The sequence below is a fragment of the Pseudomonas sp. Larv2_ips genome, assembly GCF_963879675.1.
Classification (GTDB): Bacteria; Pseudomonadota; Gammaproteobacteria; order Pseudomonadales; family Pseudomonadaceae; genus Aquipseudomonas.
On the sequence record NZ_CAWOAW010000014.1, the window covers coordinates 63,012 to 81,455 of the forward strand.

Annotated in this window: 17 protein-coding genes; 10 read left to right on the plus strand and 7 right to left on the minus strand. The window is 61.5% G+C overall.

Annotation, left to right across the window (positions count from 1 at the left end):
* Positions 1–105: 105 nt before the first annotated feature.
* On the plus strand, positions 106–1,563 hold the full coding sequence (gene dacB / locus AACV02_RS06725; protein ID WP_119738476.1) for a D-alanyl-D-alanine carboxypeptidase/D-alanyl-D-alanine endopeptidase: 1,458 nt from the start codon (positions 106–108) through the stop codon (positions 1,561–1,563).
* A 1-nt stretch (position 1,564) separates the two neighbouring features.
* Here the strand turns inward: dacB and AACV02_RS06730 are convergent, their stop codons facing one another.
* Positions 1,565–2,344 carry an IclR family transcriptional regulator gene (locus tag AACV02_RS06730; RefSeq protein WP_119738479.1) on the minus strand — a complete coding sequence of 260 codons (780 nt, stop codon included), beginning with the start codon at positions 2,342–2,344 and terminating at the stop codon, positions 1,565–1,567.
* A gap of 121 nt (positions 2,345–2,465) precedes the next feature.
* Here AACV02_RS06730 and hmgA point away from each other — a divergent pair, with 121 nt between their 5' ends.
* The 4 genes from hmgA to AACV02_RS06750 all read left to right on the plus strand — a co-directional run bounded on the left by hmgA (position 2,466) and on the right by AACV02_RS06750 (position 7,203).
* Entirely contained in the window at positions 2,466–3,749 is a 1,284-nt protein-coding gene (hmgA, locus tag AACV02_RS06735) for a homogentisate 1,2-dioxygenase (RefSeq protein ID WP_119738481.1), read from the plus strand.
* A 3-nt stretch (positions 3,750–3,752) separates the two neighbouring features.
* On the plus strand, positions 3,753–5,039 hold the full coding sequence (gene fahA, locus AACV02_RS06740) for a fumarylacetoacetase (RefSeq protein WP_119738483.1): 1,287 nt from the start codon (positions 3,753–3,755) through the stop codon (positions 5,037–5,039).
* 12 nt (positions 5,040–5,051) lie between these two features.
* Positions 5,052–5,696 (plus strand): maleylacetoacetate isomerase, encoded by a 645-nt coding sequence (maiA, locus tag AACV02_RS06745; RefSeq protein ID WP_119738485.1) that lies wholly within the window; start codon positions 5,052–5,054, stop codon positions 5,694–5,696.
* Between the two features lie 136 nt (positions 5,697–5,832).
* On the plus strand, positions 5,833–7,203 hold the full coding sequence (locus tag AACV02_RS06750; RefSeq protein WP_119738488.1) for an MFS transporter: 1,371 nt from the start codon (positions 5,833–5,835) through the stop codon (positions 7,201–7,203).
* Positions 7,204–7,418: 215 nt separating this feature from the next.
* On the opposite strand, the gene AACV02_RS06755 is transcribed toward AACV02_RS06750, so the two are convergent.
* Positions 7,419–8,222 carry a SirB1 family protein gene (locus AACV02_RS06755; protein ID WP_119738490.1) on the minus strand — a complete coding sequence of 268 codons (804 nt, stop codon included), beginning with the start codon at positions 8,220–8,222 and terminating at the stop codon, positions 7,419–7,421.
* Between the two features lie 186 nt (positions 8,223–8,408).
* On the opposite strand from AACV02_RS06755, the gene AACV02_RS06760 reads away from it, so the two are divergent.
* Positions 8,409–9,428: a Glu/Leu/Phe/Val dehydrogenase family protein gene (locus tag AACV02_RS06760; RefSeq protein WP_119738492.1), complete on the plus strand. Its 1,020-nt coding sequence runs from the start codon at positions 8,409–8,411 to the stop codon at positions 9,426–9,428.
* A gap of 54 nt (positions 9,429–9,482) precedes the next feature.
* Here the strand turns inward: AACV02_RS06760 and AACV02_RS06765 are convergent, their stop codons facing one another.
* Entirely contained in the window at positions 9,483–9,743 is a 261-nt protein-coding gene (locus tag AACV02_RS06765) for a YebG family protein (RefSeq protein WP_016974596.1), read from the minus strand.
* A gap of 302 nt (positions 9,744–10,045) precedes the next feature.
* Here AACV02_RS06765 and AACV02_RS06770 point away from each other — a divergent pair, with 302 nt between their 5' ends.
* Positions 10,046–10,534 carry a phosphate-starvation-inducible protein PsiE gene (locus AACV02_RS06770; protein WP_106579492.1) on the plus strand — a complete coding sequence of 163 codons (489 nt, stop codon included), beginning with the start codon at positions 10,046–10,048 and terminating at the stop codon, positions 10,532–10,534.
* On the opposite strand, the gene AACV02_RS06775 is transcribed toward AACV02_RS06770, so the two are convergent.
* From AACV02_RS06775 to AACV02_RS06785, 3 genes are all read right to left on the minus strand, one after another.
* Complete coding sequence (locus tag AACV02_RS06775; protein ID WP_106579491.1) at positions 10,531–10,845, minus strand: DUF3509 domain-containing protein; 315 nt, start codon at positions 10,843–10,845, stop codon at positions 10,531–10,533. The two genes, AACV02_RS06770 and AACV02_RS06775, sit on opposite strands and share 4 nt — an antisense overlap.
* 298 nt (positions 10,846–11,143) lie before the next feature.
* Positions 11,144–12,436, minus strand: coding sequence for a serine/threonine transporter (locus AACV02_RS06780; protein WP_119738494.1), 1,293 nt, complete (start codon positions 12,434–12,436; stop codon positions 11,144–11,146).
* Between the two features lie 62 nt (positions 12,437–12,498).
* Positions 12,499–13,875, minus strand: coding sequence for an L-serine ammonia-lyase (locus AACV02_RS06785; RefSeq protein WP_119738496.1), 1,377 nt, complete (start codon positions 13,873–13,875; stop codon positions 12,499–12,501).
* Between the two features lie 137 nt (positions 13,876–14,012).
* Here AACV02_RS06785 and AACV02_RS06790 point away from each other — a divergent pair, with 137 nt between their 5' ends.
* Together AACV02_RS06790 and AACV02_RS06795 are read left to right on the plus strand one after the other, a co-directional pair.
* Complete coding sequence (locus AACV02_RS06790; RefSeq protein ID WP_119738498.1) at positions 14,013–14,960, plus strand: LysR substrate-binding domain-containing protein; 948 nt, start codon at positions 14,013–14,015, stop codon at positions 14,958–14,960.
* 213 nt (positions 14,961–15,173) lie between these two features.
* The gene (locus tag AACV02_RS06795; protein WP_106579487.1) at positions 15,174–15,584 is read left to right on the plus strand and encodes an HPF/RaiA family ribosome-associated protein; all 411 of its coding nucleotides are present in this window, start codon (positions 15,174–15,176) and stop codon (positions 15,582–15,584) included.
* 58 nt (positions 15,585–15,642) lie between these two features.
* Here the strand turns inward: AACV02_RS06795 and AACV02_RS06800 are convergent, their stop codons facing one another.
* Positions 15,643–17,154, minus strand: a complete 1,512-nt coding sequence (locus AACV02_RS06800; protein ID WP_119738500.1) for an MFS transporter — start codon at positions 17,152–17,154, stop codon at positions 15,643–15,645.
* A 105-nt stretch (positions 17,155–17,259) separates the two neighbouring features.
* On the opposite strand from AACV02_RS06800, the gene AACV02_RS06805 reads away from it, so the two are divergent.
* Positions 17,260–18,132 carry a LysR family transcriptional regulator gene (locus AACV02_RS06805; protein ID WP_119738502.1) on the plus strand — a complete coding sequence of 291 codons (873 nt, stop codon included), beginning with the start codon at positions 17,260–17,262 and terminating at the stop codon, positions 18,130–18,132.
* Positions 18,133–18,444: the final 312 nt, after the last annotated feature.

Sequence of the window (18,444 nt, forward strand, 5' to 3'; positions counted from 1 at the left end):
CCGGTGGCCGCAGCAAGCCCACTGGCCACGACAGCCCCGCTCGCCACAACGGCATTGAGCTGGTAGCGTTGCCGCCACTGAAAACTTCGCGGGAAAACGCTACTGATGCACTTGGGCAGATGGATACACACCAGCGCGATGCTGGTTGGCTTGAGCTTCTTGCTGGGCGGCTGCGCGAGCGTTTCGCAGACCTCCACCCAGGCGACCCTGAACCAACTGCTGGCCGACCCGGCGCTGCACGGCGCCACGGTTTCGCTGACGGTGCGTGACGCGCGCAGTGGCGCCACGCTTTATCAGCACAACCCGCGCACGCGTCTGGTCCCCGCGTCCAATCTCAAGCTGCTGACCACGGCGGCGGCGATGGAAGTGCTGGGCCCGCAATACCGGTTCTCCACGCAACTGCTGAGCAACGGCATACGCCAGGGCGATCGCCTGACTGGCAATCTGTACCTGCGTGGCCTCGGCGACCCGACGATCCAATTCGCCGACTACCAGGCCCTGGCCGCGCAGTTGGCCAGCCAGGGCGTGCGTCAGGTCCAGGGCGATTTGGTGTTTGACGACACTTGGTTTGACGGCGAGCGGCTCGGTGTCGATTGGTCCCACGATGATGAGACCACCTACTATGGCGCACAGATTTCGGCGCTGACCGTGTCACCCAATGCGGATTTTGATGCGGGCAGCGTACTGGTCACGGCCAAGGCACCGGCGCGTGTCGGCCAACCGGTGAGTGTCGAGATCTTTCCGCCCACCGACTACCTGCAATTGAGCAACCGCGCCGTCAGTGGGCCGGGCAATACGTATGGCATCAACCGCCGCCATGGCACCAATCTTCTGCAGCTCAGCGGCGCGGTGGCGCCGGGCAGGCAGAGCCCGCAGCTGGTGAGTGTCTGGGAGCCGACGCAACTGGTGGCCAACCTGTTTGAACACGCATTGGCGCAGCAGGGCATCACGGTGCTCGGGCGGCGGGTGATGGGCGGTGCAAGCCCGGTTGCGGCGACCGTGCTGGCCGAGCATCAATCGGCGCCGTTACAGGAATTGATCACGCCGCTGCTCAAACTCTCGAACAACAACATGTCCGAAGCCTTGCTCAAGGCCATGGGCCGTCAGACCGCCAATAGCGGCACGGCGGCGGCGGGTGTGGTGGCTGTCGCCGGTTTCCTCAAGCGCCAGGGCCTGGACACCACGGCGCTGCGCCAGGTCGACGGCTCAGGGTTGTCACGGCAGAACCTGGTGTCGTCGCAAACCCTCACCGACCTGCTGCTGGCCGCGCGCAAACAGCCGTGGTTCAACGCCTGGTACAACGCGCTGCCGATTGCCGGCAACACTGACCGCATGACCGGCGGCAGCCTGAGCTATCGCCTGCGCGGCACGCCGGCTGAAAACAACCTGCATGCCAAGACCGGCTCCATGGGCGGCGTATCGTCATTAAGCGGCTACCTCAACGACACCCATGGGCGCACGTTGGTGTTCTCGATGCTGAGCAATAACTACGTGGTGGCCGGCGCGCAGGTCAAGGCGCTGGAGAACCGCGTGGCCGTGGCCCTGTCTCGCTGGGACGATTGATTCAGGGCTGATAGCCCATCCGCCAACTCACGGCCCGGGTCGCCGCCAGCAAGCGCTGCGCCGCCGGGCCATCTTCATCGGCGTGGAACAGTGAGGTCGGGCCAACCACGGTCATCACCGCCGCCACCTGGCCGACCGCGTTGAACACCGGTGCCGACAACGCGTCGACGCCGGGCATCAGCAAACCGTGCACAAAGTGCAGGCCACGGCTGCGGATCTGCTCGCACGCGGTGGCGTAAGCCTGATCGTCCGCCAACGCATGGGCGTTACCCGCCTGGATCTCGCGCTCGCGCAATTCCACGGTTTCCCGCGATGGCAGGTAAGCGCTGAACACCAGCCCGGTGGACGAGCTGAGCAGCGGCAACACCGAACCCAGCTGCGTCACCACCGTGATCGCGCGCACCGCCGGCTCGATGTGCACGACAGTCGCGCCCTGGTTGCCCCACACTGCCAGAAAGCAGGTTTCATTCAACTCATCGCGCAGTTCGGCCAGGGGCAGGGCGCCGACTTTCAGCACATCCATGCTGCCCAGCGCGGCCAGCCCCACGCGCAACGCCTCGCGACCCAGGCCGTAATGGTTGGTGGCGGTGTTCTGTTCAGCAAAACCCGAGGCGATCAGCGCCTGTAAATAGCGGTGAACCTTGCTCGCCGGCATCTGCACATGCTCGGCCAGGCGCGACAGCGACGTGGCCGGCGACAGTTCGGCGAGAGCCTTAAGAATATCGGTGCCCACTTCGGCCGAGCGGACTTTCTGTTTACCGGTGTCGCGGGGCTTTTCCATGGAGGAGCGAGAATCCGAGAGGGGGAATGGGCGTCTTTATAGCTTGACGGTCGACAGTGATCAAATTACGTTATGCGTAACTGGATTACGATAAAAACAACTTCCGCTCAGAGGATGCTCCATGAACCTCGAATACCAATCGGGCTTTGGCAATCAATTCGCCAGCGAAGCCCTGCCTGGCGCGCTGCCCATTGGCCAGAACTCCCCGCAAAAAGCCCCGTACGGCCTGTACACCGAACTGTTCTCCGGCACAGCCTTTACCATGGCGCGCAGCGAAGCCCGCCGCACCTGGCTGTACCGCATTCAGCCGTCGGCCAATCACCCGGCGTTCGTCAAGCTTGAGCGGCAGTTGGCCGGTGGGCCGTTGGGCGCAGTGACGCCCAACCGCTTGCGCTGGAACCCTCTGGATATTCCGAGTGAGCCCACCGATTTCATCGACGGCCTGGTGGGCATGGTCGCCAACGCCGGGTCGCAACAGCCGTCTGGCATCAGCATCTACACCTACCGCGCCAATCGCTCGATGGAGCGCGTGTTCTTCAACGCCGACGGTGAACTGTTGATCGTCCCCGAGCAGGGTCGCCTGCGCATCGCCACCGAGTTGGGCGTGCTGGACGTGGAGCCGCTGGAAATTGTCGTACTGCCGCGGGGCCTGAAATTTCGCGTCGAACTGCTGGACGCGCACGCACGCGGCTACATCGCGGAAAACCACGGCGCGCCGCTGCGCCTGCCCGACCTTGGCCCGATTGGCAGCAACGGCCTGGCCAACCCGCGTGACTTCCTCACACCGGTTGCCCACTACGAAGACCTCAAAAAGCCGACAACGCTGGTGCAGAAATTTCTCGGCGAGCTGTGGGGCTGCGAACTCGATCACTCACCGCTCAACGTGGTCGCCTGGCACGGCAATAACGTGCCGTACAAATACGACCTGCGCCGTTTCAACACCATTGGTACCGTGAGCTTCGATCATCCGGATCCGTCGATTTTTACCGTATTGACCTCGCCTACCAGCGTGCACGGCCTGGCCAACCTCGACTTCGTCATCTTCCCGCCGCGCTGGATGGTGGCCGAGAACACCTTCCGGCCGCCGTGGTTCCACCGCAACCTGATGAACGAATACATGGGCCTGATCCAGGGCGCCTACGACGCCAAGGCCGAAGGCTTCCTGCCCGGCGGCGCCTCGCTGCACAGCTGCATGAGCGCGCACGGCCCGGACGGTGAAACCTGCACCAAGGCGATCAATGTCGAGCTGGCGCCGCACAAGATTGATAACACCATGGCCTTCATGTTCGAGACCAGCCAAGTGCTGCGCCCCACACAGTTCGCCCTGGAATGCCCGCAACTGCAACCCGCTTACGACGCGTGCTGGGCCTCACTGCCTGCCACCTTCAACCCGAACCGGAGATAACCCATGACTCAACCAACCCTAGCCCGCAGTTGGGTGGCCTCCGCCAACGGTCACCAGGACTTTCCCCTGCAGAACCTGCCGCTGGGCGTGTTCAGTATCAATGGCTCGGCACCGCGCAGCGGCGTGGCGATTGGCGACTGCATTCTCGACCTGCACGCGGCCCTGGATGAGTTTGACGGCGAAGCCCGCCGCGCGGTCGAGGCGACTGTCGGCGGCCAGTTGAATGCGTTCTTCGAGCTTGGCCGTGGCCCGCGTTTGGCCTTGCGCGAACGCCTGCTGGAGCTGCTTGCCGAAGGCAGCAAACTGCAAACCCGTGAGGCGCAGGTGCTGCACTTCGCCGCCGATTGCCAGATGCACTTGCCGGCAAAAATCAATGACTACACCGACTTTTACGTCGGCATCGAACACGCGCAGAACGTTGGCAAATTGTTCCGCCCCGACAATCCTCTGCTGCCCAACTACAAATACGTGCCGATCGGTTATCACGGCCGTGCCTCCACCATTCGCCCGTCGGGCACCGAGGTGCGTCGGCCTAAAGGCCAGACGCTGCCGGCCGGCCAAACCGAGCCAACGTTTGGTCCTTGCGCGCGCCTGGATTACGAACTGGAACTGGGCATCTGGATCGGCCAGGGCAATGCCATGGGCGACGCGATCGCGATTGGCGATGCGGCCGAGCACATCGCTGGTTTCTGCCTGCTCAATGACTGGTCGGCGCGCGATATCCAGGCCTGGGAATACCAGCCGCTGGGGCCTTTCCTGTCGAAAAGTTTCATCACCAGCATTTCGCCCTGGGTGGTGACGGCCGAAGCCTTGGAGCCGTTCCGCAAAGCCCAACCGGCACGCCCCGAGGGCGATCCGCAACCGCTGCCGTACCTGCTGGATAAGCGTGACCAGGCCGCAGGCGGTTTCGACATCGAACTGGAAGTGCTGCTGACCACCGCCGCGATGCGTGAGCAAAATCTGCCGGCCCATCGCCTGACCCTGAGCAACACCCAGCACATGTACTGGACTGTGGCGCAAATGGTTGCGCACCACAGCGTCAACGGCTGCCAATTGCAGGCCGGTGATCTGTTTGGTTCGGGCACATTGTCTGGCCCGCAGCCGGGGCAGTTCGGCAGCCTGCTGGAGATTACCGAAGGCGGTAAAAAGCCGATTCAACTGGCCTCGGGCGAGGTCCGTAAGTTTCTCGAAGACGGCGACGAAATCATCCTGCGCGCGCGTTGCAGCCGCGAAGGGTTTGCCTCCATCGGGTTCGGCGAGTGCCGTGGCACCGTCGTCGCGGCGCGTTAAGAGGGCAGGGCGATGGAACTCTACACTTATTACCGCTCCACTTCGTCATACCGCGTGCGGATCGCCCTGGCGCTCAAGGGGCTGGACGTCACCGCGGTGCCGGTCAATTTGCTGGTGCCGCCGGGCGGTGCCAATCGCCAGCCGGACTACCTGGCGATCAACCCGCAGGGCCGCGTGCCGGCGTTGCGCACGGACGAAGGCGAACTGTTGACTCAGTCGCCGGCAATCATCGAGTACCTGGAGGAGCGTTATCCACAGTCGCCGCTGCTTTCCAAAGACCTGGCGACGCGCGCCCATGAGCGCGCAGTGGCGTCTATCATCGGCTGTGATATTCACCCGCTGCACAACTCCAGTACCCAGAACCTATTGCGCAAGTGGGGGCACGATGAAGCGCAATTGCTGGAGTGGATCGGGCATTGGATCAGCCAGGGCCTGGGCGCAGTGGAGCAGTTGATTGGGGATAAAGGTTTTTGTTTTGGCGAGCAGCCGGGGATGGCGGATGCGTTTTTGATTCCGCAGTTGTATGCGGCGGAACGCTTCAAAGTGCCGCTGGCGGCGTACCCACGCATTGCGCGCGTGGCGGCGTTGGCGGCGCAGCATCCGGCATTTGTGCAGGCGCACCCGGCTAATCAACCCGATACCCCGGACACACCCTAAATCAATGGGGGAGCGGGCTTGCCTGCGATAGCGCAGTGTCAGCCAGTGATGGCGCACATGACAGGCCGTCATCGCAGGCAAGCCAGCGCCCACAGTTGATCAGCGTCACCCTTATAAAAATAATAGGTACCTTGCGATGCACAATCAGATTGCCAGCTTTCGTGCGGCACTCGACGCCCGTCCGGTGTCGCGCTATCAGTGGTTGATCCTCGTGTTGCTGGCGTTGCTGCTGGTCACCGATGGCTACGATGCCCAGGTACTGGGTTATGTGGTGCCGGCATTGGCCAAGGATTGGGGCCTGGAAAAAGCCGCGTTCGGCCCGGTGTTCAGCGCCAACCTGCTGGGCCTGACGCTCGGCTCGCTGCTGGTGACGCCATTGGCCGACCGCTTCGGCGTGCGCCGCATCCTGCTCGGCTGCGTGCTGATCTACGCCACTCTCACGGTGCTGATGGTGTTTGCCAATTCCCTGACCACATTGATGGCCGCGCGGTTTATCTGCGGCATCGGCATGGGCGGCGCGATGCCGAGTGCCATGGCGCTGATGTCGGACTATTCGCCCCCGCGGATGCGCACCTTGATGGTGACGCTGGCCGCGTGTGGCTTTTCGTTTGGCGGCGCAGCCGGCGGTTTTGTCGCCGCCGGGTTTATCGAAGGCTACGGCTGGCAGGCGGTGTTCCTGGCGGGCGGCGTGACGCCGTTGCTGCTGTTTCCTTTCCTGATGTGGCTGTTGCCGGAATCCCTGCCGCGGCTGTTACGCGATGCACCGCCGTATGCGCGCTTGCGTACAGTCACCGCGCGCATGCTGCCGGGTTGGCAGCCGCCGCTGGCGAGTGAAGCTGAAAACCTTCAGGAGCAGGGCAGCAAACTGACGGTGGTGGAACTGTTTCGCAAGGGTTACGCGCGCCCGACCGTGCTGATCTGGGCAACCTTTTTCGTCAGCCTGATCCTGCTGTATTTCATGATCAGTTGGCTGCCGTCGTTGTTGCTGGAAAGCGGCCTGCCATTGAAGGAAGCCAATCTGGTGACCTCGATGTTCCTGTTTGCCGGCACCTTGGGTGCCATCGGCATGGCCTGGTTTGCCGATCGCTTGAAAAGCAAAGTGCGGCTGTTGTCCGGCGTGTTGGCCGCCGCTGCGGTGTGCACCATTCTGCTCGGCTTGAATCACGATAACCCGCGTTATCTGGTGGCCTGTGTGTTTGCGGCCGGCTTCTGCATCATCGGTGGTCAACTGACCCTCAATGCCTTCGCCAGCAATTTCTACCCGGCACACGTGCGCGCCACGGGCACCGGCTGGGCTTTGGGCGTGGGGCGATTCGGGTCAATCCTGGGGCCGCTGTTTGGCAGCATGCTGTTGGCCATGCATATACCGGTGCAGCAGATTTTCTTCTTCTGCGCGATTCCGGCGGTGATCGCAGCGCTGTTGATCATTCAGGTGCGTTCGCCTGGATCAGTTGCGGCGAAGGGGCCGTTCCACAGCGATATTCTCAAAGCACCGGCCAAGCACTGATGGTGTTGGCTGGGTAGATGTTGTGATGGCGTGTTGTGGCGAGCGGGCTTGCCCCGCGTTGGGCTGCGAAGCGGCCCCAAAAACCTGCCACTGCGGTTTGTCTGGAGAGATGCGGTGACTATATTGATTGGGGATTGGGGATTGGGGCTGCTGCGCAGCCCAACGCGGGGCAAGCACGCTCGCCACGACCAGCCATATAAGCCGCAATCACCAGTTCAATGCACCACTGAATTGGGCGGCAAGTGCCCCAGCCGCTCGGTCAGGCGCAGGCGCTGGATCGGGTCTTCGCTGAGCAACAACGCGTGCTCCAGGTCGAAGCGCTCGGCGCTGGGGCAATCCAGGCGCTGGTACAGGCTGGCCCGAGCCAGGTAATCGGCGGCGCTGGCGTTGCCCAATTCCAGCACGCGCTCGGCGTCGATCAAGGCGGCCAGCGGGTTGTCGTTGGAGAGGTGCAGTTGGCGCAGGTTGCGTGACAACCGTTGCAGGATCGAGCGCGGCTCGGCGGTGAGCAAGTGGTCGGCCTGTAACTTGAGGTTCGGGCCGTACTGGCGGTGCAGCAACTCACGGCAATCATTGGGGTACAGACGCCGCCCGCCGCAGGGGTCCAGCAGGTGATCGGCACCGGGCACGCGCAGCAGGAAATGCCCCGGAAAATTCACACCGACCATCGGAATGTCCAGGCGCCGGGCCATCTCCAGCGCAATCAGGCCCATCGCCAACGGCTGCCCGCGTTTACGTTGCAGCACCTTGTCGAGAAGGGCAGCGGCGGGGCGCAGTGGGGTGAAGTCATCCTGAGCGAAGCCCAGGTCATTCAGGCGCCGCAGCAGCGGTTGGCCGAGTTCATCCGCCGGCAACAAGGGCATGCCCACGCTGACCTGTTGTTGCAGCACGGCCAGCTCTTGCAGGATCAACAGCGGCTGTACGGCCGGGTCGTGCTCGGCAGCAATCCACAGCGCGGCTTCAAACAGCGCTGGGGGTGAACGGTCCAGGCAGGCGAAAAAAGCTGTGCGGGGATTCATTGCGTTCTCCGGCGGATGCCCCCGTTTTAGCCTTGCTGTGAATTTTCGTCCAGTGATTAAGAAATATCCGGCCTGCTTATGTCGCGGGGTCTGTGAATTGGGTCGGCTTATTCCAGCGCGCTTCGGCAGTTTCCTACCGTCAGCCTATACTTGGGCCTCTACCAGAAGTGATTCGGGAGCTTGACGATGTTTGCTCTCATGCACAGCACCCGCCTTGAATCGCTGCACCTGAGCGTCGATCCGGTGACCGGGCTGAAGGCGGTCATAGCCATTCACAACAGCCGCCTGGGCCCCGCTTTGGGCGGTTGTCGCTACCTTTCTTACCCCGACGATGAAAGTGCCGTGGCTGATGCCGCGCGCCTGGCTCAAGGCATGAGCTACAAGGCTGCCCTGGCCGGTTTGCCGGTGGGCGGCGGCACGGCGGTCATCATCCGCCCCGTACACGTGGAAAGCCGCGCAGCGCTGTTCGAAGCGTTTGGCCGTTGCATCGAAAAGCTCGACGGCCGCTTCATCACTTCCATCGACAGCGGCACCTCGGTAGCAGACATGGATTGCATCGCCCAGCACACCCGCTTCGTCACCAGCACCACTGCCGCGGGCGACCCGGCGCCGCATGCGGCCATGGGCGTGTTCACCGGCATCCGCGCTGCCGCCATGGCCCGACTGGGCAGCGACAACCTTGAAGGTTTGCGCGTGGCCGTCCAGGGCCTGGGCAATGTGGGTTATGCACTGGCCGAGCAACTGCACGCGGCCGGCGCCGAACTGCTGGTCAGCGACATCGATAATGGCAAGGTGCAACTGGCCATGGAGCAACTCGGCGCGCACCCCATCGCCAATGACGCCTTGCTCAGCACGCCGTGCGACATTCTTGCGCCTTGCGGCGTCGGCGCCGTGTTCAATCGACACAGCGTCGGCCAGTTACGCTGCGCCGCCGTGGCGGGTTCGGCCAGCGCGCAACTCACCACCCTGGACATCGCCGACCAGTTGGAAGGGCGCGGCATCCTTTACGCGCCGGACTATGTGATCAATTCCGGCGGCCTGATCTACGTCGCCCTTAAACATAACGGCGCCGAGCTGCCGAGCATCACCGCGCACCTGGCGAACATCGGCACGCGCCTGACGGAAATCTTCGCCCACGCCCAAGCCGAAAAACGCTCGCCCGCCCGGGTGGCAGATGAGCTGGCCGAACGGCTGCTCTACCCATAATCGGGCATTAAAAAGGCCCTGAATCAAGGATTCAGAGCCTGTTCAATTCGGGCTTTATTCCGCCGTTGGGTTCAGCAACTCGGACAATGCGTCCGGTTGGCTCTTGAACGCCTTGGCAAATACATCGCGATTCTTCGCCATGTAGATCCCGGCTTCTTCCACCTGCTGCTCGCTCAGGGACGGCACGGCTTTTTGCAACACTTCTGCCAGCAACTCAGCGAGTTCAAGCATTTTGTCATGACGGTCAGCTTCGGCTTTATCCATGAACAAACGCTCCAGATCTCGGCTGCTGCGGTATACCACTTCGACGGCCATTCACCACCTCACATGCCTTCACGATAGTTGTCTTTTGCGACTACTGTATTTATATACAGCGAAAAGGGTAAGCCAAACCACGGGGTTTGGGTAGCAGTTTTTTAATGTAGTCGGGAAATAGGCATTGAGCACTGCCGCGAGGTGCACGTAGTCGAGGCTGGCGCCTTACCTGTGACGACCTTGTGTCTCATATCACGCGGCCACCATCTCAACTCCTACTGTCTGGCCTTTTTTCTGCATGCAGAACAACCGTCACGTCCAAATCGCATTATCCGGTCGAGCCGACCTAAGGAAGCATCATCGTGAAAATCAACTGGGCCGAAAAACTGCGCCAGAACGTCCATGGGCTGGCTGAGTCGCTGGGTAATTTGTTTGTCGAGACATTCCACTACCTGGCGCTGTTCGCCATTGGTGCGGTGACCGCGTGGGCGGCGGTGATGGAGTTTCTGGGGATGCTGGAAACCGGGCACATCAAGATCGATGACATTTTGCTGCTGTTCATCTATCTGGAATTGGGTGCGATGGTGGGGATTTATTTCAAGACCAACCACATGCCGGTGCGCTTCCTGATCTACGTGGCAATCACCGCGCTGACGCGCCTGCTGATCTCCAACGTCTCCCACCACAACCCGCCGGACATCGGCATCATCTACCTGTGCGGCGGGATTTTGCTGTTGGCATTCTCGATCCTGGTGGTGCGCTACGCCTCGTCGGCATTTCCTTCGGTGAAAGTCGAAGGCCCGCGTCGCAAAGGCGAGGCGAGCCTGGAAACCGAGAAGGGCGAGCTTTAAAGCCCGACGCTGAAGGGCAGGGCGCGAGCGGGCGGTTGCTGCAGCAGTTTATGGTCGCCGTCCGTCATCACCGTCAGAATCTCCATGGCACTGTGGCCCTGCTCGATGGCGATGCCGAACTGAATGCTTTGCACCAGCCGTTTGAGCCGTTGCGGGTCGTTGCGCTGTTCGGCGCTGATCATGCGTTTGGCGACCACGCCATCCTCGTTCGAGAGGGTGAGCATGATGCTGCCATCTAGCCGTTGGATGCTCAGGTTGACGCGGTATTTGGGCGTAAAGGTGTCGGTGATGATCTGAAAAGGATTGTCCATGGTGCGTTACCGCCTGATAAGAACATGCAGTCATTGACGACCGGTGTCTGGATTAGTTCGCGTTGCCTGACCACCGGCCACTCCGTCGCTGAGGTTTTCACAAGGTCCGTTTTCCTCAATAGCTGTACAGCAAGGGCCGTGCCGTATAGCGCCCAGAGCCAGTGAAATCTCAATGTGGGAGCGGGCTTGCTCGCGAATGCGGTCCTGCAGCCAAGTATCTATTGGCTGATACACCGTATTCGCGAGCAAGCCCGCTCCCACATTTGTTTTGCGTGGTTCTTGAGGTCAGTGCTTTGTTTCAGGGCAACACAGAGAAAACGATCGCAGACAGCGCAATCAGCCCGATCACCACCACAAACACATTCGACACTTGGCCCGAATACTGGCGCAGAGCAGGCACGCGGCGGATCGCATACATCGGCATCAGGAACAGCAGGCACGCGATGATTGGCCCGCCCAGGGTTTCGATCATGCCCAAAATGCTTGGGTTGAACGTGGCCACGGCCCAGCAGGTGAGCACCATGAACAGCGCGGTGCAGCGTTCCAGCCCTTTGGACGACAGCGTACGGTTACGCCCGCGCAGGGATTTGACGATCAAGCCCTGGAAGCCTTCGCTGGCACCGATGTAATGGCCGAGGAATGATTTGGTGATCGCCACCAGCGCGATCAACGGCGCGGCGTAGGCGATCACCGGCGTCTGGAAATGGTTCGCCAGGTACGACAGGATCGAGATGTTCTGCGCTTTGGCAGCCGCCAGGTCAGCCGGCGACAAGGCCAGCACGCAACTGAAGCAGAAAAACATTACGGTCAGCACCATCATGCCGTGCGCAGTGGCGAGGATGCCGCTGCTCTTGCGCTCGGCCTGGGCGCCGTACACACGTTTCTGGTCGACAGCGAAGGCGGAAATGATCGGCGAGTGGTTGAAAGAAAACACCATCACCGGGATCGCCAGCCATAGGGTCTTGAAGAATATCGGCAGCGGCATGCCTTCGCTGGCGGAGGCGAAGAATGCGCCGTTCCAGTTGGGGATCAGGCTCACGGCCAGCAACAGCAGGGCAGCGACGAACGGGTACACCAGCACGCTCATGGCTTTGACGATCACGCCTTGGCCGCAGCGCACAATGGCCATCAGGCCGAGGATCAGCACCAGCGAGAGGATCGCCCGAGGCGGCGGGGCCATGTGCAGCTGGTGCTCCATGAAGCTGCTCAGGGTGTTGGTCAGCGCCACGCTGTACACCAGCAAAATCGGGAAGATGGCGAAGAAGTACAGCAAGGTGATCAGCTTGCCGGCGCCGACGCCGAAGTGTTCCTCGACTACGTCAGTGATGTCGCCGGATTTGCCTGACAGCACAAAGCGCGTCAGCCCACGGTGAGCGAAGAAGGTCATCGGGAAAGCCAGCAGCGCCAGCACGATCAGCGGCCAGAAGCCGCCGACGCCAGCATTGATCGGCAGAAACAAGGTGCCCGCGCCGATGGCGGTGCCGTAGAGACCCAGCATCCAGGTGGTGTCGTGTTTGGTCCAGCCTTTGGTAACGGTGGTCTCTATTGCGACAGCGGGATTTTCAGCAGCAGGTGTACGTACATCGGTCATCGATATTGCCTCGTTATTATTTTTGCGCGGGCTCACGTTTAGGACGGGTTGCAGTGCTCCGATCAGCACTCCACCCAGCTGACCGCCAGGCCGCCCCGTGAAGTTTCTTTGTATTTGTCATGCATGTCGGCGCCGGTGTCGCGCATGGTGCGGATCACCCGGTCGAGGGAAATGAAGTGTTTGCCGTCACCGCGCAGGGCCATTTGCGTGGCATTGATTGCCTTGACCGCGGCGATGGCGTTGCGCTCGATGCACGGCACTTGCACCAGGCCGCCGACCGGGTCGCAGGTCAGGCCGAGGTTGTGTTCCAGGCCGATTTCGGCGGCGTTTTCCAGCTGCTCCGGGGTGGCGCCGAGGATATCGGCCAAACCTGCAGCGGCCATCGCGCAGGCGGACCCTACTTCGCCCTGGCAGCCGACTTCGGCGCCGGAGATCGAAGCGTTTTTCTTGCAGAGGATGCCGACGGCGGCGGCAGCCAGGAAGAAATTGACTACATCGTCATCGGACGCGTCGGCGTTGAACTTCATGTAGTAATGCAGCACCGCCGGGATGATCCCCGCCGCGCCATTGGTTGGCGCAGTGACCATGCGCCCGCCAGCGGCGTTTTCTTCGTTGACGGCGAGGGCAAACAGGTTGACCCATTCCATCGCCGACAATGTTGAAGTGATGACATTCGGCTTGCCGATTTCCAACAGGCTGCGGTGCAATTTCGCCGCGCGGCGTGGCACGTCCAGGCCACCCGGCAAGATGCCTTCATCGCGCAGGCCTTGCTCCACGCATTCGCGCATGACTGACCAGATGTGCAGCAGGCCGCTGCGGATGTCCTCATCGCTGCGCCACGCGCGTTCGTTGGCCATCATCAGTTCGGAAACCCGCAGACCGTGCTTGTTGCACAAGGCCAGCAGTTCGACGGCGCTGGAAAAGTCGTAGGGCAATTCAACATCGCTGGTCGGCGCAATGCCGGAAGCGGCTTCGGCCGCTTCGATGATGAAACCACCGCCCACCGAGTAATAGGTCTGTTCGCTCAGTAGGCCGTTGTCGCCATAGGCGTGCAGGGACATGGCGTTGGGGTGGTAGGGCAGGCTTTCTTCCAGCAGCAGCAGGTCGGTGTGCCAGTTGAAGGCGATGGCCTGCTTACCTGCGAGCAGCAGTTGGCCGGTTTCGCGCAATTGCTGGATACGTGCATTGATCGAGGTGGGATCGACTTTGTCTGGCCATTCGCCCATCAGCCCCATCACGCAGGCGCGGTCGGTGGCGTGGCCGACACCGGTGGCAGACAGCGAACCGTACAGGCGCACCTCGACACGGCGTGTCTGGCTCAACAATTGTTGGTCGGTGAGGGCCTGGGCAAAGGTCGCCGCTGCCCGCATCGGGCCGACGGTATGGGAGCTGGAGGGGCCGATGCCCACCTTGAATAGATCGAAAACGCTGATAGCCATGCTAAAGCCTTACAAGCAATGGAGTAGGAATCGCTGCCATGTTTTGTAGGACGAGCGGAATTGGCGCGATACTGAGCCTCTGGAACGGCACTGACCAACGAATTATCCTAAGACACCCTTTAGCAGGACTAAACCCTATGACTCGGCCCCTTCATGGCCAGACGTATGTCTGGTTGCACGTTTTTTCCTGTGCTGCGCGGCATTTGTCGTTCACCCGATGCGCCGAAGAACTGCACATCACACCGGGGGCGGTGAGCCAACAGATCCGCCAGTTGGAAGAGCGTTTGGGGTTTCGTCTGTTTCACCGACGCGCGCGCGGCGTAGAGCTGAGCGCCGAGGGGCAGCGGCTGGCGGCGACGGTGGGCGAGGCCTACGGCAGCATTGATGCCGAGTTGCAGCGGCTGGACGCGGGAATGATCAGCGGCACCTTGCGCTTGCGGTCCATCCCTTCGTTTCTCGGTAAGTGGCTGACCCCGCGTTTGCCGCGTCTGCAGCAACGGTTTCCGGATATTCAACTGCGCATGGTCGCGGAAGACAGCAGCGTCGCCCTGCATGAGGGCGATTTCGACTTGGCCATCGACTTGAACGACGGCAGCTATCCCGGGCTGTTATCCACAGCCTTGCTCGAAGAGCAGATTTTCCCGGTGTGCGCACCCAGCTTGCTGCGTGGGCGTCCGCCACTGCATGGCCCGGCCGACCTGGTGCATTTTCCGCTGTTGCACGACATCACCGCCTGGCGTGGGAGTTATGAATACGCTGAGTGGGAGTTTTACTTGAATGCCATCGGCTACCACCACGCCGATGTACGGCGTGGGCACACGTTCAACCGCAATCACCTGACCATCGAGGCCGCCATTGCCGGCATGGGCGTGGCGATTGCACGGCGAACCTTGCTCAATGACGAGCTGGAGCGTGGCACTTTGATCGTCCCGTTCGGCCTCGCGGTGCCAAACCACAAACGCTACGTGCTGCTGTACGCGCCGGGCGCGCTGAGCCATCCGGGCGTACGCGCGGTGCATGACTGGCTGGTGGAGGAAGCGGGGATTTTTCGCGGATTGCACCCGCTGGGAGAGGGGCAATTGTAAGGTTGGCTAAGCGTAAGAAGATGTAACTAACTCCCCACCCTAACAGCGTTTTTGCTCGTCGTCAGGCTTAATTCGTAATATGTAATTTATCTTTGCAAAGGGGTTGAATTGTTCTTCTGAGTGCTCAATTGTGTAAACAAGAGGTCATGGTTTCACCACCCCGGTGTTGCAGTTTGTGACCTCCTGCGAGCTAGCTGAAATAAGGGAAGAACTATGCAAATCCAAGTCAATAGCGATAACCATATTGAAAGCAGCATCCGACTGGAGGAGTGGGTACGTACTACCATTGAGAGCACGCTCGAACGTTACGAAGAAGACCTGACCCGCGTCGAGGTCTACCTGAAAGACGAGAATGGCGACAAGCCTGGTCCCCACGATTTGAGTTGCCGCCTGGAAGCACGGCCAAAGGGCCATCAACCACTGTCGGTATTGCACAAGGCCGACACCCTGGAACAGGCAATTGATGGCGCAGCCACCAAGCTTGAGCATGCGCTGGAGCATCTGTACGGAAAGTTACGCGGCAAACCACGCGCCGCTGGGCAAGCTCTGCCTGATACCAAGGCCGACGAGGCCGAACTCGAAGAGGAATTTCTGGAAAACGAACAGGCTGCGCTTAACGGCTGATAGCTGAGTGTTTTTTCAATCCAATCAAACGGGCCTGCATCTGCAGGCCCGTTTTTGTTTAGCTGCCACGTCGAAAGAAATACCTGCTCAACAACGCCAATCCGCAAGCGCCTATGCCGGCAAAAAGCATCGCCCAACCGGCGCCATGGCGCAGGGCCGCCTGGGCATCTGCGGGTGCGAGCATCGGCGTGTCCAACTTGCCTGCAGCGATGTTCTGGCTGATCGCGGGCCAATCCAGGGCCGTGGCATCGGGCAACAGGCCAGAGAGGTGATGACCGATGCCGAGCAACAGCACAAGGCCCATCAGCGCGATATTAAGTGCCAGCGTGATCAGTCGCGCACTCAGGTCAATGCCCGAGGCCATGCCCGCGCGGTCGGCCGAGACGGAGCCGGTGGTGGTGTTGGTGGTCGGTGAGTTGGTCAGTGCCAGCCCCACGCCAGCCGTCACGCAGCTGAAAAGCACGAGTACGACGCTCGGATGTTCGGCGCCATTGGCCGCCGCCATGGCCATAAAACCCGCACCCATCATGCCCAGGCCCAGCGGGATGATGCGGTCGGCGCCATAGCGCAGGGCCAGGCGTTCAGCCAGCGGCGGCACCAGCAAGGTGGGCAAGGTGTAGGCGAGCAGGGCGCCGCCGGTGGTCATGGTGTCGTAGCCCAGGCCCGCCTGGAAGTAGAGCGGCAGGTAGATCATGAACGGCCAGAAGCTGAAGTTCATGCCAATCGAACCCATCAAGGCGCCGTTGAAGCGCTGAATACGAAACACCGAGAAATCGAACATCGGGTGAGCGCTGCGGCGCTCGACAGCGATGAACAGCAGCAGCGCCATCAGCGACAAGCCCGCCCAGCCCAGCATGGCCGGTGAGCCGAAACCATGCTCGCTGCCCTGAGTGATGAAGTAGACCAGGGCGAACACCGACAGTGTCAGGGTCAGCATGCCCGCAATATCCAGACGATGGCCGGCCGGGTCGCGCGACTCTTGCACGCTGATACGCAGCAGTACCAAGGTCAACAATGTCAGCGGCGCATGTACCAGGAACACCCAGCGCCAGTCCGCGATTGCCAGAATCAACGCCCCCACCATCGGCCCGAAGCCAAGGCCCACGCCCGCGATCACGCCCCAAATCGCGAAGGCACGTGCACGCGTCGTGGGTTCACGGAACTGGTGCGAAAGAATCGCGAACTGGCAGATCATCATCGCGCCCGCGCCCACGCCCTGAACAAAACGCGCTGCGATCAGCGTGGAAGCATTGTTTGCCAGGCCACATGCCAGCGAGGCCAGGCCAAACACCCATAAGCACAGCACCAGCATGCGTCGCCGGCCAAAGCGATCAGCCAGTGTGCCGGCTGCCATCAATACGCTGGTGCAGGCCAGGGTGTAAGCATTCATGATCCATTGGGCATCCTGAAAACCTGTGCCCAGTTGCTGTTCCAGGGTGGGAAGGATGACCGGCACGCTGGAGATTTCCAGGCCAAACATCAGGGCGACGAGGCAGACGGCGGTGAGGGCAAGGCTATCTCTGGCGGTGCGCGGAGCGCTGACGGCCGATACAGCGGCGGCGGGCGGCATGGGGTGTTCCTTACGGTTGAGTGAAACCCTATTCTCGCGGGAACAGATTTCCTTATTCGTGATAAGTTTTCTTTTGATAAGGGAACTAAGAGCGACAATAGAATCATGGCCACTCCGCGTTTTGATGGCGTTGAACTCTTTCTGCAGATCGTCGAAAGCGGCAACCTGACCGAGGCCGCCGAGCGGCTCAACCTCACGCGCTCTGCGGTGGGTAAAGGTTTGGCGCGACTGGAAGCCCGCCTGGGCACCTGCCTGTTGCAGCGTTCCACCCGCCGCCAGCGTCTGACCGAAGACGGGCAGGCGTACTACGAGCATTGCTTGCGCGCACTGGCCGAGTTGGAAGCCGCCGAGTCGGTGCTGGAGAGTGGCCGCCAACAGCCGCGTGGGCGGTTAAGGGCGAGCCTGCCGCTGGCGTTTGGTCACCACTACGCGGCGCCTGCTTTGTGGGGCTTGATGGACCGTTATCCACAATTAGAGATCGAGATCTCGTTCTCTGACCGGCTGATAGACCTGGCACAGGAAGGCTTCGACGTGGCCGTGCGCATTGGCCCGCTGCCGGACACCGACCGCCTGAGCGCACGCCGTTTGGGCGAGCAGTCCGTGGGGTTGGCCGCCTCACCGGCGTACTTGCAACGTGTCGGGCCAATTGAGTGTATTGATGACCTCGCCAGCCACCGAGGCATTGCCTACCGTTGCAACAATTTGTATCGCTCGGGGATGACATTTCCGTTGGTGCTGGACGACCTCCAGGCCGTGGCCGATGCCGCTATCGCCGGCGTGGGCCTGGCCTGGCTGCCGAGTTGGTTGATTGCGCACTATGTGCTGCGCGGCCAACTGCAAGCGGTCCTGCCGAGCCACCGCGACCAGCCTGCACCGATCCATGTGATTTGGCCCACGGCCGCACACATGCCGGCGAAGACGCGTTGCGCAATCGATGCCCTGGTCGCCGGCACCCCAAGTTGCCTGGCGGGTAGCTGACCCTGACCAACAACCCCGATCCCCTGTGGGAGCTGTCGAGCTTCCGCGAGGCTGCGACAATCGGTGGGTCAGGCACCTTGGATAGCGCCTGTACCGCCGCCTTCGCAGCCTCGCCGGGGCTCGACAGCTCCCACAGTTGATCTCGATTGCGGGCGAGATGTGTACGCGTCGCGATGCTTTTGTGAGCCGAGGTTTGACTGACAAACCCGATCCCTGTGGGAGCTGTCGAGCTTCAGCGAGGCTGCGAAAGCGGTGGGTCAGGCACCTTGGATAGCACCTGTACCGCCGCCTTCGCAGCCTCGCCGGGGCTCG

Bases quoted from the DNA above. Each gene is read 5' to 3' on its own strand.
- dacB (WP_119738476.1), top strand. From the start codon at position 106: ATGCACTTGGGCAGATGGATACACACCAGCGCGATGCTGGTTGGCTTG.
- AACV02_RS06730 (WP_119738479.1), bottom strand. From the start codon at position 2,344: ATGGAAAAGCCCCGCGACACCGGTAAACAGAAAGTCCGCTCGGCCGAA.
- hmgA (WP_119738481.1), top strand. From the start codon at position 2,466: ATGAACCTCGAATACCAATCGGGCTTTGGCAATCAATTCGCCAGCGAA.
- fahA (WP_119738483.1), top strand. From the start codon at position 3,753: ATGACTCAACCAACCCTAGCCCGCAGTTGGGTGGCCTCCGCCAACGGT.
- maiA (WP_119738485.1), top strand. From the start codon at position 5,052: ATGGAACTCTACACTTATTACCGCTCCACTTCGTCATACCGCGTGCGG.
- AACV02_RS06750 (WP_119738488.1), top strand. From the start codon at position 5,833: ATGCACAATCAGATTGCCAGCTTTCGTGCGGCACTCGACGCCCGTCCG.
- AACV02_RS06755 (WP_119738490.1), bottom strand. From the start codon at position 8,222: ATGAATCCCCGCACAGCTTTTTTCGCCTGCCTGGACCGTTCACCCCCA.
- AACV02_RS06760 (WP_119738492.1), top strand. From the start codon at position 8,409: ATGTTTGCTCTCATGCACAGCACCCGCCTTGAATCGCTGCACCTGAGC.
- AACV02_RS06765 (WP_016974596.1), bottom strand. From the start codon at position 9,743: ATGGCCGTCGAAGTGGTATACCGCAGCAGCCGAGATCTGGAGCGTTTG.
- AACV02_RS06775 (WP_106579491.1), bottom strand. From the start codon at position 10,845: ATGGACAATCCTTTTCAGATCATCACCGACACCTTTACGCCCAAATAC.
- AACV02_RS06780 (WP_119738494.1), bottom strand. From the start codon at position 12,436: ATGACCGATGTACGTACACCTGCTGCTGAAAATCCCGCTGTCGCAATA.
- AACV02_RS06785 (WP_119738496.1), bottom strand. From the start codon at position 13,875: ATGGCTATCAGCGTTTTCGATCTATTCAAGGTGGGCATCGGCCCCTCC.
- AACV02_RS06790 (WP_119738498.1), top strand. From the start codon at position 14,013: ATGACTCGGCCCCTTCATGGCCAGACGTATGTCTGGTTGCACGTTTTT.
- AACV02_RS06795 (WP_106579487.1), top strand. From the start codon at position 15,174: ATGCAAATCCAAGTCAATAGCGATAACCATATTGAAAGCAGCATCCGA.
- AACV02_RS06800 (WP_119738500.1), bottom strand. From the start codon at position 17,154: ATGCCGCCCGCCGCCGCTGTATCGGCCGTCAGCGCTCCGCGCACCGCC.
- AACV02_RS06805 (WP_119738502.1), top strand. From the start codon at position 17,260: ATGGCCACTCCGCGTTTTGATGGCGTTGAACTCTTTCTGCAGATCGTC.